The following is a 13,752-nucleotide window of genomic DNA, read 5'->3' as shown; positions in this document are numbered from 1 at the left end:
AATAATCAATCCGAAAGGCTGCTTCGCCTAACATTAGAATTGATTAAATGAAGCTTTATATGGTCTGCAATAATCATGATTTTGCTGTATAATAACGTTTCGAATGATGGCTCAGTAAGCTATCATATGGCGGATATTGTGAACGAATCCGCAAGAAGAGAAAGCAATGCTGACAGAGGAAGTTCAATACAGAATGGCAAGCTCCATCCTGGACGGAATCAAGGAATATTTACACTTACAATAAACAGCAGCTAAAGGAGCCCTATATATGGAGACTTACACCTCTGACCGAATTAAAATCCCGCTGGGATTTTGGGAAGGATTACATCAATTAGGGATTGCCGCCCATGACGTAGCTCGACAAGCACAATTACCGCTTATCATCATTACGGAACCTATAGTCACTACCGCCCAATATTTCGCGATCTGGGAGGCTTATTCCGATCTCATTGGGGACACTGCCCAAGCCATAATCAAACTTGCGACCGTCTTTGAAACGGCGAAGTACCCACCGACCGTCTTAGCGCCATACCACGCTCGTGACTACCGCGATGCTCTAAACCGGATGGCTCGGTATAAACAACTATGTCCACCCGAAGGCTTGCTTATCAACGAGGATGGCGAACGCTGTACCATCGAGCTGGAGTGGCTGAATCTAGGCGAGCAGCCCGGTCCGTCTCTGCTTGTTGGTATCACACTGGCATGTCTTTTGGAGCTTGGACGCCGGGGCACAGGTCAACCTTTGACCGCGCAGTTGGTCGAATTTTCGCAGCCTATGGGCGATGTACAGGCGCTTGAAGCTTATTTTGGCTGTCGGATCCGGACGGGCGCAAAATGTAACCGGTTGACACTCTTTCGAAGAGATCTGGACCGACCTTTTCTCTCGTACAACGAAGAATTGCTGGAGATCCTGACTCCCGCACTGGACCGATCGCTTGATGAACTTCAGAGTAATCGCTCTATTACCGAGATGGTAAAGTGGATCATCAAACGCTGTCTCACAGCAGGACGCCCTGACATTCAATCTGTGGCGAAGGAGCTCAATATGAGCGATCGCACCTTACAGCGCAGGCTAACGGATGAAAACACGAGCTTCAAGCAACTGATGTCACAAGCTAGACATGAACAGGCCATCGAGTACTTGGCAGACCCTTCGCTCGATATCAAAGAAGTAGCCTTTTTGATTGGATATGAGGATCAGAACTCGTTCTACCGTGCTTTCCGTCTTTGGGAAGGAGATACTCCATCGAATTGGCGTACTGAACATTTCAGTACCGGTTCGCTATCAGAACAACGGCACGGAATGCTGACAATGGATTCATAGCGTTCACAAATTAGACGAATGCTGTAGAGAGGTTGCAGGTTACTTTAATATTCACAATTGGCGTGTTGTACAAGTACTTTGGCGTTATATGCTAGTTACTCCACATTCCTGACAAAGTAATATAATCACTATCCGGATCGCAAAGGAGTAATGATTATTTTATGGATATGGGATTAAACAATAAAACGGCTCTAGTAACTGGGTCATCAAAAGGAATAGGTAAGGCCATTGCCTTTGAACTAGCTAAAGAAGGTGTTCATGTACTCATTAATGGACGAAATCATGAAGAGGTCGAGCAAACCGTGAATGACATCAAGTCCAAGTTCCCGGCGACTTCTCCTCAAAATGCTACCGCCGATATCGTGGATTCGAAGCAAAGAGAAGCATTGTTTGAAAAGTATCCCACAGTGGATATTTTAGTTAACAACATGGGTATTTATGAGATTATGCAGTATGAGGATGTGGATGATGAGGTATGGGAGAAATATTTCCGTACGAATGTTCTTGCTGCTAATGGATTAACTAAATTTTACTTGCCTCAGATGTTGAAGCGTGATGATGGACGCATTATTTTTATAGCAAGCGAAGAAGCCGTTATGCCTTCAGGACAAATGCCTCAGTACTGCATGACGAAATCCATGCTGCTATCCTTGTCAAAGAGCTTGTCCAAATTAACTAAGGGAACAGAAGTAACCGTCAATACGATCATGCCCGGACCCACCCTCTCAGAGAATGTGCAGCGAATCATTGAAAGGTTGTACCCTGATAAAAATATGACTTTTTCTGAAAAAGAAAAAGAATTTATGGTTACAAACCTGCCTCAATCTGAAATACAGCGATTTATCAAGCCTATCGAAATAGGTAGGCTGGCAGCATTCCTATGCAGTCCTTACGCATCCGCTTTTAAGGGTTCTCCAATCCGGATGGATGGGGGAATGGTGCCTACGATTTTCTAACTATTATTAAAATAGGTCTGCACATAGTTAAAGCTTGGGATCTAAAACAGATCTCCAAGCTTTTTTTAGTATCCGTAAGCAGCGTCACTGATTTGTACCGGGTTTATTCGCCTATCAATTCCAGCTTGGACTGCCTTTTGAGATATACAATGCGAGACAATCCAACGCTAATCTCATATAGCAGGAACAGGGGAACAATAACGAGGATGTCCGACACGATATCCGGCGGTGTAATGGTGACGGCTGCTATCGTCAGCAGAAAATAGGCGATTTTCCGCATTTTAGCTAAGCGGAGCGGATTCAGAATGCCAATCGAGGTCAAGAACATGATGACAACGGGCATTTCGAACAGCACACCGAACGGTACGGTCATATGCACCATAAAACGGAAATATCTCTCGGCGGTATATGCTGTTATGAAATGGTGCGACAGCGAATCCAGGAAGGACAGGACCATGGGATAAATGACAAAGTAGCCAAAGGCCAAGCCCAATAGAAAAAGGGCACCGATTGCGGGGATATACGCCAGTGAAGCACGCCGCTCAATGGTACTCAAGCCGGGCACAACGAATCGCCATACCTGAAATCCGGCAACAGGCATCGTCACCGCAAGAGCTATAACCCCTGCAATCATGAAGTATACCCAAATCACGTCCGTCGGTCCCAGCACTTGAAGCTGACCCTCCACGTCCCGAGTCAGCATTTCATACAGCGGTTCAACATATAGAAAAGCGGCACAAAGGGCTACCAAAAAGGTGCCCAATGTGATGAGAATCCGCTTGCGGAGCTCTGTTAAGTGCTCTATTATATGCTGCTCCTGTTCTTGTCCCTGCTCGTGCGGGGTCATTTCAATTTATCTCCATCTTGGATATCTTCGCTTGAAACCAGTTCACGTGTTGAGTTTTTGAACTCGCTCAGTGTTCGACCGAAGGCGCGGCCCAGTTCGGGCAGCTTCGAAGGTCCGAAAATAATCAAGGCGATCAACAAAATGAGGATCAGCCCTGTCACGCCGATGTTTCCTAAAGGCATATGATCAACTCCTTTACCTATTTTTTATCCGAAGCCATCCGAAGCAGCTCCGAAATATCCCTGGCTATCGACTCGTCGCGCGGTGAATCATGCAGTTTCGTGGCAATGCGGTCTATCAGCGCAGGAGCTTGCGGATTCGTCACCGTTAGAATTTGCACTTCTTCATTAAACATGTTCTTCACTTGCTCCTTGGCTTGCGACATATTATCGTTGTCCGCAATCTTTGCCCCGCTTACGCCTTCATCCGGCTCGCCTTTGCCTGACATTCCTTCTGTCTGACTTAACACCTTCTGCTGCATGTTGTCATAGTGGTTGGACGAAACCTGTGATTCTGCGCGTGCCAGAACAATCGTGTCATTGAGGACAAAAGCTTTCACCCCATCAATGCCTAGACCTGCAAGTCTTGACTGTACATGGGAAGAGACACCGCCCTCATGCAGGCTGGATGAACCGATCATGCTGTACACGGACATGCCCATACCGCTTGTGTTATTGCCATAAACGTTGGTCGTTTCGGTTTTCGGTCCGTGATAACTTGGAATCACATCGGTACTGTGCAGATGAACGGCATCAGCATTACCTTGCTGCGTGGATTGAGCATTTTGTTGATTGTCTGTTTGATTCAAGCAGGCTGTTAATGAAAGAAGCAGTACGGATCCCAGGAGGGGACCTTTCCATCTGCTCCACAATGGTTTCATGAGCATTCGCCTCCATATCGGTAGTAATTTTATCATGCCCGGATGGAGAATAATGTATGAATGAAAATTTGATGGGGACAATACCCATTATTCAAAATGATGAAGAGTAGGGGTGCTGAAAGTTTGAGCGAACAAGACGAACAACAAACCAAACCAGCGAAGCCTGACGGCTCGCAGACGATGTCACGGCGGAAGTTTCTGAGAAACTCCGGTTATGCCGTGGGAGGTGTCGTACTGGGCGGCGTACTCGGATATCTGCTGCCGAAGCGGGAAACCCCGCCTGCAGCGCCAGCGCCTGCGCAGAATGAAAACAACTACAACCAAGCATTAATGTTTTTTAACCAGGAACAATACAGGATCACGGAAGCAGCCGTAGAGCGCATTTTTCCTGCGGATGAGAATGGTCCGGGCGCCAAAGAGCTGGGCGCGGCATTCTTCATCGACCATCAGTTGGCCGGTGATTGGGGCTTCAATGCAAGAGATTATATGCAGCCCCCTTTCTATGTTGGAGAGAAAACGCAAGGCTATCAGGGCCGGTTAAGACGGCGAGAGATATTCTACATCGGTCTCCGCGAGATTCAGAACTACAGCCAGAAAAAGTATCAAAAAGACTTCCCCAGCCTGGCGCCAGAGGAACAGGATGCCGTGTTAACTGCCTTTCAGAACGATGAGGTCAAATTGACAACAATCTCTGCCAGCGGGTTCTTTAATCTGCTGCGCAGCAGCACATTGGAAGGGGTTTATAGTGATCCGTTATACGGCGGCAATAAAAACATGCAGGGCTGGGTCATGCGTCAATATCCGGGTAACCAAATGGCTTATACCAACATCATTGATAAAGAATTCACCGTGATCCCGCCGAAGAGCTTAAAGGATCACCTATAACCGCTCATATATAGCGAAAGGAGTACACATATGGCCAAAAAATTACCGAAAACGGATGTTGTCATTATCGGCGTCGGCTGGGCTGGCGGGATTATCGCTTCGGAATTGACCAAGAAGGGATTATCCGTTGTCGGATTGGAAAGAGGTAAAGAAAGGGTAACGGAAGACTATTACATGGCTCACGATGAACTCCGTTACGCGCTTCGGTACGATTTGATGCAGGACCTCTCCAAAGAAACGATTACATTTCGGAGCACCGAAAAAGTACGTGCACTGCCGATGAGGCAGTATGGATCGTTTCTGTTAGGGGAGGGACTAGGTGGAGCCGGCGTACACTGGAACGGGCAAACGTTCCGTTTCCTGCCCTACGATTTTAAAATTCGGAGCATGACGGAAGAACGATATGGGAAAGATAAAATACCGCCGGAAATGACGATCCAGGACTGGGGTATCACCTACGATCAGCTCGAGCCGTTTTTTGATAAGTTCGAGAAGACGACCGGCATCTCCGGCGAGGAAAATCCCATGGCAGGGAAACGTTCGAATCCTTACCCGACCCCGCCTATGCTCCACACGCCATCTATGAAGATGTTTGCAGAAGCGGCGAAAAATCTGAAGCTCAACCCCTATACGGTGCCTTCAGCCAATCTGTCGGAAAGCTACACGAACCCGGATGGCATTTCAAGAGCGGCCTGCCAGTACTGCGGATACTGCGAGCGGTTTGGCTGCGAATACGGAGCGAAAGCGGATCCTGTCGTTACCGTGATTCCTGTTGCGAAAAAAACCGGAAAGTTCGAAATTCGCACCCATTCTTATGTTAGAAGAATTCTGCATAAGGGCGGTAAGGCAACGGGTGTCATGTACACGGACCTAACGACCGGAGAGGAAATCGAACAGCCGGCGGATATCGTAGTATCCACGGGATACGTCTTTAACAATACTCGTTTGATGCTCCTGTCTAAAATCGGCAAACCATACGACTCGTCCAGCGGGACGGGCGTGATTGGCAAAAACTATGCCTATCAGGTAATCAAGGGGACTGCCGCCGGATTTTTTGAGGACAAATTCAATCTGTTTGCCGGTGCGGGAAGCCTAGGGATGAGCTTGGACGATTTTAACGGCGACAATTTCGATCACTCGGACCTGAAGTTCATACATGGGGGGAACATTGCCCATACGGTAACCGGTCAAAGGCCAATCCAAAACAATCCGGTACCGGAGGAATCACCGCGTTGGGGAAAAGAATTTAAGGCGAATTCCTTGAAGTATGCCAACAGCGTACTAACCGTGGGCTCTCAAGGTTCTTCGATGCCTTTTCGGCATCACTACCTGGATTTGGATCCCACCTATAAGGATGCTTACGGAGACCCGTTGATTCGAATCACGTTTGATTTCGAAGAGCAGGACCGCCAATTGGCCAGGTATCTGTCCGATCGCTGCGCGGAGATCGTGCAGGAGATGGGAGGCCAAAACATTATGAAATTGAAGGAACTGGGACCTTACGAAATTACGACATACCAATCGACTCATAATACCGGCGGGGTGATTATGGGAGAGAACCCTGGCAATTCGGCCGTCAACAATTACATGCAAATGTGGGATATGGAAAATTTGTTTGTAGTAGGCGCATCCGCTTTCCCGCATAATAGCGGCTATAATCCGACCGGAACGGTCGGAGCTCTTGCTTATCGCACCGTGGATGGAATTCTGGAGTACAGCAAAAAGGGCGGGCTATTAGTGTAGCCTGCATTTTACAAAAGGAGGCAGTTTCAGAAATGTTCAAAAAAGGGTTACTGTTTGTTATGCTTTTGACAACTTTTGCTTTTGCAGCGGTAGCATGCGGCGGCGGCAATGATACATCCGAGCCTGCTCCTGCTGAAAACGGGGGACAGGCTCCACAAGAGGGAGCAACCGGCGGAGATGCCGGCAATGCTGAAGCAACGTCGCTCTACAATGCCAACTGCATGGCTTGCCACGCAACAGACTTGGCTGGGGGCGGGAATTTCCCAAGCCTGCAAAACGTAGGGTCCAAGTACGATGCTGGCGAAATTGCGGGTATTATTACGAATGGACGCAATGGAATGCCGGCATTCCAAGGCAAGCTGACGGAAGACGAAATTAATGTGCTGTCCCAATGGCTGGCTGCAAAAAAATAAGGTGAACAAAAAATGAAATATTGAGGACCCTCATGCTACAATGCAGATAGGAATCGCGTTGTTATCATGGGGGTTTCTTCATATGATTCAACGTAAGAATGGAACACTTTTTTGGAGGTGGACTGTGAAGTCATGACAGAGGCGTTCGTATCCTCCTATAGCACATGTTCAATAAAGTGCAGAACGGTGGTTTGTTTTTTTGCCGGCATCCTGACCTATCGGAATAATTTTGAAGACGCTGCAAGCGAAATAGCCCTTAGATATCCAAATGCCAAAATTGTGATGATTTTTCCGTATGGAATGGCAAACGGCATATCGGGTTCCGCGTTGATCCGTTTGCTAGCCCGGCAGCTTACTCAAGTCGGATATGACGTGGTTCGAGAGTATTCGCATCGGGTAGTGAACGCAGGACAGATCCTCCGCGAGCATGCAGCAGGTGCGGATCAACTGATCCTGATCGGTCACAGCGCCGGAGGCGTGATCGCTTATAAGGTTGGGCTTTATTTGGAGGAGAAATACGACTTTCAAGGAGTCCATGTATTTGCTGTGGGATGTCCAAAGTTTTATTTGAAGGACATTCCCTACAATGACCGGTTTACATATATCACGGGCCAGAATCCGGACAGGATCACCAGAATTGGAAGTTGGCGCAAACCGGGTTCCAGGGTGTATCGTGGAAGGCCGGGGCGTGAGGTTCAACTGGATTTTAATCCGGATCATCAGGGATGGCGGTTTCATGCCTCTTACTTTCTGAAATCGGCCTGGACGGATTCAAACGAAGCGTTCCATACCAATTCAGTAGATCTGGTATCCAAAATCCATGAATTGTACCCTGGAAACTGAAAGTTACGTAATAAATATTATGTAAACTAATAGTGCGTCTAGGTTGTGTCATTTGCTGCCTCATCATGTAAATGGTCAAAGTGGTGAGGAAGAGTTATAGGACAAAGAGCCGAATTCCCTAGAAGGAATTCAGGCTCTTTGTTGCTTTACGGCCGTATATCCGTCTGATGATTCTTACGAAATTTCAGAGGAGAGAGACCGATTATGCTTTTAAACGTGCGGCCGAAATGGGTAGAATTCTCGAAGCCGACGCTTTCGGCGATATCGGAAACCTGCAAATTGGATTCTTTCAACAAATGACACGCTTGCTTGATTCTTACGTTATTCACATACTCGATCAGGGTAAATCCCGTTGATTCTTTGAAGGTTCGGCTAAGATGAGAGGGACTTACATGGAATCGGCTCGTGAGTTCCTCTAATGTCAGGCGCTGATCATAGTGGTGATTGATAAAGTGGGCAATATGGGAGATGCGCTGATGGACCTGGTTGGTAGAGACATTTATGTATTGACGGCCGCTGTTTAGAATACGGTGGATGAACACCAAAAGCTCGGACAACAGGATTTTGAGATAGAAATTCGACTCGGGATATCCGTTTGCCGATTCGGCGGCCATCTTCGCAAAAATCCCTTCGACATACCCCTGCTCCTGGCCCTTTAACCGGATGGAACCGGAACCTAACTGGAAAGGGGAGAGGGGATGAAAAGACGAATCCTCGGTTAATAACCCGCCTAAAAACTCTTCTTGAAAGAGCAGCGTTACTCTTTCAAATGGGGCCCCGTTAGGATTGATCAGACGGTGCCCGTCATTCTTGCGAATGAGCAGCATGGAACCGCCCACGAGCTGAAACGGCTGGCTTCCAATACAATAATGCAGCTCGCCCGAGACAATATACAAAATTTCATAAGCGTCGTGATAGTGGAATGAAGGAATGCTTGACCGGGATTTGCTCTCTCGACTGATATAAAAGGGATCAGAGCAAAAAAAGTTGATGTCATATCACCTCTCACGGAATCCAGCTAGGTCATGATATCCTCATTGTACCCGAAGCCGTTTGAATTGTTAATCAAATTCACAGCAATATATGTTGAAAATGGCCATTTTTAGATAAGATTCCGCGAGAATCCAGAGAAAACATGGGATATATTCAAGAAGGCGGGATTCAATCGAATCCTCAAGCCAAGCCGTTCAAGTTGAACGGGAAAGGGGTTGCAAAGCATGCGAATCAAGAAGAAAAGAGGAAGGAATTCACAGCGGATGGTCTTATTGTTTTTAGCATTTTTGTTGATCCCCTGGACATTGCCGGCAAATTCCCATGCCGACTCCGTGACGTCCAAGCCCGAGCTAGCCTCCGATGGACCGGGGAAAGCGGCCGAGGCCTTAATCGCTGAATGGGTCTTCAAGAACAAGGGAGAAGGAGGCGTCCATCCTGCAACCGGAGGACAAAACATGTCTTCCTCCATCCTCCAACAGTTCGGAGGATATTTCGAATACTACGACAGCAAAGCCCAAGACATCAGCTATCAGGGCTGGGACAATGGCCAGGGCAAGAAGTATTGGTTGGCCATGGTTTCTACTTCAGCCTACAAGAATGTCAAACTATCCTCGGAGCAAAGCTCTTCGGGTTCCGCTCCTAACGATTTCAAAGTACAGGTAAGCACCGACCGAACGGTATGGACGGACGTACCGGGAGGCACTGTACAGATGAATATTGTTTCAAGTTACAATTGTCCGAATCAATCCTGCATACTCCGTAACATCCCCCTGCCGAATGCAGACGATAAGCAAATGCTGTATATCCGTTGGGTGGTTAACTCCAATAAGCCAACCAACCCCAAAGATAATCCGAACGGCATTGGATCGGGAGGTTCCAGTAAAATTCGGAACATTCGCGTAACCGGGGAACCGATATCCGGAACAACGCCTGAACAGCCTACCATCGACTTATCCTATGTTCCGGAACAAGGTGCGGAAAAGGTATCCGTGACGACGCCGATTGAGGTTAAGTTCAACAAACCGATCACGTTAACGGCCAAACAGGACATCACGGTACGGGATGTCCAGAATCAGGCTGTTCCAAGTCTTTCCGTCGAAGTTATAAACCAAACGACCTTACGTATTGGGCATGGAGGTTTAGGTCAAGGGAAAAGCTACAGGGTTACCATTCCCCAAACCGCGGTCCAAGGAAAAGACGGCTCCCCCCTGATTCGAAATATCGAGTGGAGTTTTACGACTGTAGGAACCGTCTCTTCGCCGAAACTCATTAACATGACCTTGAACGGCGATCCAAGAACGAGCATGGCTTTCGCTTGGTACACGGATACGCCGGCCGGAACCAAAGTCCAGGTTGCCGAATCAACGGGAACCGGAAACCTGTTTCCGAAAGAGGGGGTTCTTGAATTCACCGGATCTTCGGAAGAAATTTCGACTTATATGACCAAGAGTGACAGAACTACCGGAAAGAAGAAAACGTTTTTCAGCCATAAAGCAAGCGCGAATGGGTTAAAGCCGGGAACCGATTATGTATTCCGGGTAGGCGATGGTTCGATATGGAGCTCTGTTGGATCGTTTAAAACTGATACGGCGACACCGCAGCCTTATCGCTTTATCGTGGGAGCCGACTCTCAGGCCTCGAGCAAATCAGGCTTTGAACCATGGGCAGATACCTTCAAGAAAGCCTACGAACATATTGGCAACCCCAAATTTCTGATCAATGCCGGCGATCTGGTCGATAATGGCGACCTGGAAGAGCAGTGGCAGTGGATGCTTGGGCTCGCGCAGGAGCATTTGATGAAAGTGCCATTTGTACCCGTACTGGGCGGACACGAAGTATCCGATTGGGACGGGGATGCCACGACACCGAATAACAACTTTTACAACCATTTCAATCTGCCACGGAAAGTGGTGGATGCAACACATGACGGCTCGGTTTATTCTTTTGAATACGGCGATGCGCTTTACATGGTCTACAACTCGCAGTTTGACGGCAAGCTGAACGAAGACGGCTCTGTCGACTGGGATGATGATCAGCACGAACAGTTTTGGAACCAGATTGAATGGATGCGGAACACGGTGGCGAAGACCGATAAGAAGTGGAAGTTCGTCACGCTTCACAAAGCGCCTTATGCAGCCGGCGATAATTCCGCGCAATGGGAAGGGGATCGCGTTAAATTTTACAGAAAAAATCTGATTCCTGTTTTTGACGAGCTTGGCATTGATATGGTGTTCGAGGCTCACGATCATATGTACATGCGTTCCTTCCAAATGTATGGGGACAAGGTCATCGATCCGAAAAAACTGGAAAAAGACGAAGCTGGCAACGTCGTCAATCCTCAAGGAACGGTGTATCTGATGTCCAATGCATTTGGAAACAAATTCTATTACAAGAACGAACCGTATGACGATTACTTCGCGGCAATTAACAACCAGCCGAAGAAAAAAATGTTTACGGATGTGTCGGTTTCGGATCAAATTCTGAAATTCGATGCCTATACGGCCGCTATTGAAGATGAAGGAAAGAGCGGATACGGAAAAAATGGGCTGAAGGTATACGATCATTACGGCATCAAACGAACTGACACCAAACCGGATCCGGTGGAGGGAGCTCAGGTTAAACTCCAAGGTACCAAGGCTACGTTGACCTGGAAGACACCTTCTTCCAGCAAAGAGCAGGTAAGAGGATTCCGTATTTACGAAAAGGATGACAAGATCAGCAAGCATTGGAGCCTCTATGTGCCCTTGAAGTCGGGAACGTCGCAGTACAGTGCCGTCATCGACAAATTAAATCCGGATATCCAATATAATCTGGTGATCAAATCTGTTGGCAGAAGAGACAATTCCAGTCCAGTCACGGTAAGCACGTCGGATCATGCCGAGGGGAATGAGCCTCCATCTGCTGTGGATGGTTTGGTGGGTAAAGGCGTGTCTCCTTTCCAAATCGACCTGACCTGGAGAGCGCCTTCCGGTAATGCGCCGGATCGGTATCATATTTACCGTAACGATCGTCACGATGGAACAACCAAGGAAATAACGTATATCGATACCGGGCTGACGCCCGACACGGAATATCGGTACAAGGTGACAGCCGTCACCGCGGGAGGAGTCGAATCGCTGCCGTCTGAAGAAATCCGCTTAAAAACGTTGCCTTCCTCGCAAGGCACCGGGCCTTACAAGCCGTTCCCGCAGCATACGGCTTACACCGCCGGCTCGATCAAGCCCAATCATCTGCAACAAGCGCAGCTGGATGCAACCGTTTCCCGGCTGTATGATGAATGGAAGCAGAAATACTTGAAAAAGAAGCCGTATCTTCAATCTTCGGAGCCGGATCAGTACTACGTCTGGTATGCCGACGGGGACTGGTTCCAAGAAGAATATGACGAGGAGCTTAAAGTCAAGTATCAACCGATGACCGTTTCGGAAGCGCACGGATACGGGATGCTGATCACCGCACACATGGCGGGCCATGATCCTAAGGCCAAGGCTTATTTTGACGGGCTATATCGCTATTTCAGAGCACATCCGAGCAAGATCAACCCGGACCTTATGGCCTGGAAGCAGGGCGATACAGGTCAGGCCGTCGTGAATGTCGGCGGTGTTGATTCGGCCACGGATGGTGATATGGATATCGCATACGCTTTGCTCCTTGCGGATCGCCAGTGGGGAAGCGACGGTGAGATCAATTACTTGGCCGAAGCCAAAAAAGTAATCGACGCGATCATGAAGAGCGATGTCAATCACGCTGAGTGGACTTTGAAGCTTGCGGATTGGGTGAGCGACGACGATGCTAAATATGGCAGTGCTACGCGTCCTTCCGATTTTATGCTTCAGCATTTGAAAGACTTTAAAAACGCGAGCGGAGACGCCAATTGGGACCGGGTCATCGACAAAACCTATTCCATTAGCGAAGGAGTATACAAAAAATACAGTCCGAATGCGGGGCTGCTGCCCGACTTTGTGGAGAAGAAAAACGGCAGCTATGCACCGGCAGATCCGGAATTCCTGGAGTCTGAAACAGACGGGGACTTCAGCTATAACTCTTCGCGTATTCCTTGGCGGATCGGCACGGATGCTCTTATGACTGGGGAAACTCGTGCCAAGGAGCAGCTCAATAAAATGACGTCTTGGATTCGCCAAGTGACCGGGGATGATCCAAGCAAAATATATGGAGGATACAAGCTGGACGGGTCGAAAGCACTCGTGGATTATACGGATACATCATTTTCTGCGCCGATGATGGTCAGCGCCATGATAAATCCGGCCAATCAAGCGTGGCTCAACCGATTATGGGACCACAATGCCTCCATCTCCACGAACGATGACGTATACTTTGGGAATACGCTGCGTCTACTAAGCATGATTGTCGTTTCGGGTAACTGGTGGTCACCGACCATCGCGGACACCGAAGCGCCGATGCAGCCAACCATCGAAGAAGCGGTAGCTGTGTCCGATTCATCCGTAGAACTGAAGTGGATTCCATCTTTCGATAATGCTGGAATTGCAGAGTATAAGGTTTATCGGAATAATAGCGTTATTGGAACGTCGAATACGACGGATTATAAGGATAGCGGCTTGACGCCGAATACAACGTATCAATATTTTATCGTTGCGTACGATACTTCCGGCAACATGTCCAAAATTAGCAATGTCCGAATCGTCTCGACGGGGAAGCAATGAATGTAATGCGATGATGGCCATCCCAAAAGCACTGTACACGTATTAATCGCAAAAGCTAGCTGCAATCATACCGAGATGAATGAAGAGCCTGGGGCCACCCAGGCTCTTTATAAGTCCGCTCTCGCTAACAACCTGTTAACCGTTATCAAGGAATAAGAGGCATTAGAACTATCATGCTTCCTTCTTAAC

At 48.1% G+C, this 13,752-nt stretch carries 11 protein-coding genes; 7 read left to right on the top strand and 4 right to left on the bottom strand.

What is annotated here, in order from left to right:
- Positions 1-268 precede the first annotated feature (268 nt).
- Together PLA01S_RS03880 and PLA01S_RS03875 are read left to right on the top strand one after the other, a co-directional pair.
- Positions 269-1,324, top strand: coding sequence for an AraC family transcriptional regulator (locus PLA01S_RS03880; protein ID WP_127590172.1), 1,056 nt, complete (start codon positions 269-271; stop codon positions 1,322-1,324).
- Positions 1,325-1,485: 161 nt separating this feature from the next.
- Positions 1,486-2,280 (top strand): SDR family NAD(P)-dependent oxidoreductase, encoded by a 795-nt coding sequence (locus tag PLA01S_RS03875; protein WP_127590171.1) that lies wholly within the window; start codon positions 1,486-1,488, stop codon positions 2,278-2,280.
- Between the two features lie 103 nt (positions 2,281-2,383).
- Here PLA01S_RS03875 and tatC read toward each other — a convergent pair whose 3' ends face one another.
- From tatC to PLA01S_RS03860, 3 genes are read right to left on the bottom strand one after another with little or no spacing between them, the layout of a single operon-like run.
- Positions 2,384-3,127 (bottom strand): twin-arginine translocase subunit TatC, encoded by a 744-nt coding sequence (gene tatC, locus PLA01S_RS03870; protein WP_127590170.1) that lies wholly within the window; start codon positions 3,125-3,127, stop codon positions 2,384-2,386.
- Complete coding sequence (gene tatA, locus PLA01S_RS03865; RefSeq protein ID WP_100536978.1) at positions 3,124-3,309, bottom strand: twin-arginine translocase TatA/TatE family subunit; 186 nt, start codon at positions 3,307-3,309, stop codon at positions 3,124-3,126. The genes tatC and tatA overlap by 4 nt, the downstream gene beginning before the upstream one ends.
- Before the next feature lie 17 nt (positions 3,310-3,326).
- Positions 3,327-4,007, bottom strand: a complete 681-nt coding sequence (locus tag PLA01S_RS03860; RefSeq protein WP_127590169.1) for a hypothetical protein — start codon at positions 4,005-4,007, stop codon at positions 3,327-3,329.
- A 123-nt stretch (positions 4,008-4,130) separates the two neighbouring features.
- On the opposite strand from PLA01S_RS03860, the gene PLA01S_RS03855 reads away from it, so the two are divergent.
- From PLA01S_RS03855 to PLA01S_RS03840, 4 genes are all read left to right on the top strand, one after another.
- Positions 4,131-4,892: a gluconate 2-dehydrogenase subunit 3 family protein gene (locus PLA01S_RS03855; RefSeq protein WP_127590168.1), complete on the top strand. Its 762-nt coding sequence runs from the start codon at positions 4,131-4,133 to the stop codon at positions 4,890-4,892.
- Positions 4,893-4,922: 30 nt separating this feature from the next.
- The gene (locus tag PLA01S_RS03850) at positions 4,923-6,635 is read left to right on the top strand and encodes a GMC family oxidoreductase (protein WP_127590167.1); all 1,713 of its coding nucleotides are present in this window, start codon (positions 4,923-4,925) and stop codon (positions 6,633-6,635) included.
- Positions 6,636-6,667: 32 nt separating this feature from the next.
- Complete coding sequence (locus tag PLA01S_RS03845) at positions 6,668-7,048, top strand: c-type cytochrome (protein ID WP_127590166.1); 381 nt, start codon at positions 6,668-6,670, stop codon at positions 7,046-7,048.
- 282 nt (positions 7,049-7,330) lie between these two features.
- A complete protein-coding gene (locus PLA01S_RS03840) occupies positions 7,331-7,891 on the top strand; it encodes an alpha/beta hydrolase (RefSeq protein ID WP_246059309.1) in 561 nt (186 codons plus the stop codon).
- 146 nt (positions 7,892-8,037) lie between these two features.
- On the opposite strand, the gene PLA01S_RS03835 is transcribed toward PLA01S_RS03840, so the two are convergent.
- A complete protein-coding gene (locus tag PLA01S_RS03835; RefSeq protein ID WP_272868134.1) occupies positions 8,038-8,823 on the bottom strand; it encodes an AraC family transcriptional regulator in 786 nt (261 codons plus the stop codon).
- Between the two features lie 285 nt (positions 8,824-9,108).
- On the opposite strand from PLA01S_RS03835, the gene PLA01S_RS03830 reads away from it, so the two are divergent.
- Positions 9,109-13,563: a glycosyl hydrolase family 8 gene (locus PLA01S_RS03830; protein WP_246059308.1), complete on the top strand. Its 4,455-nt coding sequence runs from the start codon at positions 9,109-9,111 to the stop codon at positions 13,561-13,563.
- Positions 13,564-13,752 lie beyond the last annotated feature (189 nt).

Origin of the sequence: Paenibacillus lautus NBRC 15380, assembly GCF_004000945.1 — a bacterium.
GTDB lineage: Bacteria > Bacillota > Bacilli > Paenibacillales > Paenibacillaceae > Paenibacillus_AQ > Paenibacillus_AQ lautus.
This window is presented reverse-complemented; position numbering and strand designations above follow the sequence as displayed.

What these genes read in the sequence shown, in the direction of transcription:
- PLA01S_RS03880 (WP_127590172.1), top strand. Translation starts at nt 269, where the DNA reads ATGGAGACTTACACCTCTGACCGAATTAAAATCCCGCTGGGATTTTGG.
- PLA01S_RS03875 (WP_127590171.1), top strand. Translation starts at nt 1,486, where the DNA reads ATGGATATGGGATTAAACAATAAAACGGCTCTAGTAACTGGGTCATCA.
- tatC (WP_127590170.1), bottom strand. Translation starts at nt 3,127, where the DNA reads ATGACCCCGCACGAGCAGGGACAAGAACAGGAGCAGCATATAATAGAG.
- tatA (WP_100536978.1), bottom strand. Translation starts at nt 3,309, where the DNA reads ATGCCTTTAGGAAACATCGGCGTGACAGGGCTGATCCTCATTTTGTTG.
- PLA01S_RS03860 (WP_127590169.1), bottom strand. Translation starts at nt 4,007, where the DNA reads ATGAAACCATTGTGGAGCAGATGGAAAGGTCCCCTCCTGGGATCCGTA.
- PLA01S_RS03850 (WP_127590167.1), top strand. Translation starts at nt 4,923, where the DNA reads ATGGCCAAAAAATTACCGAAAACGGATGTTGTCATTATCGGCGTCGGC.
- PLA01S_RS03845 (WP_127590166.1), top strand. Translation starts at nt 6,668, where the DNA reads ATGTTCAAAAAAGGGTTACTGTTTGTTATGCTTTTGACAACTTTTGCT.
- PLA01S_RS03840 (WP_246059309.1), top strand. Translation starts at nt 7,331, where the DNA reads ATGATTTTTCCGTATGGAATGGCAAACGGCATATCGGGTTCCGCGTTG.
- PLA01S_RS03830 (WP_246059308.1), top strand. Translation starts at nt 9,109, where the DNA reads ATGCGAATCAAGAAGAAAAGAGGAAGGAATTCACAGCGGATGGTCTTA.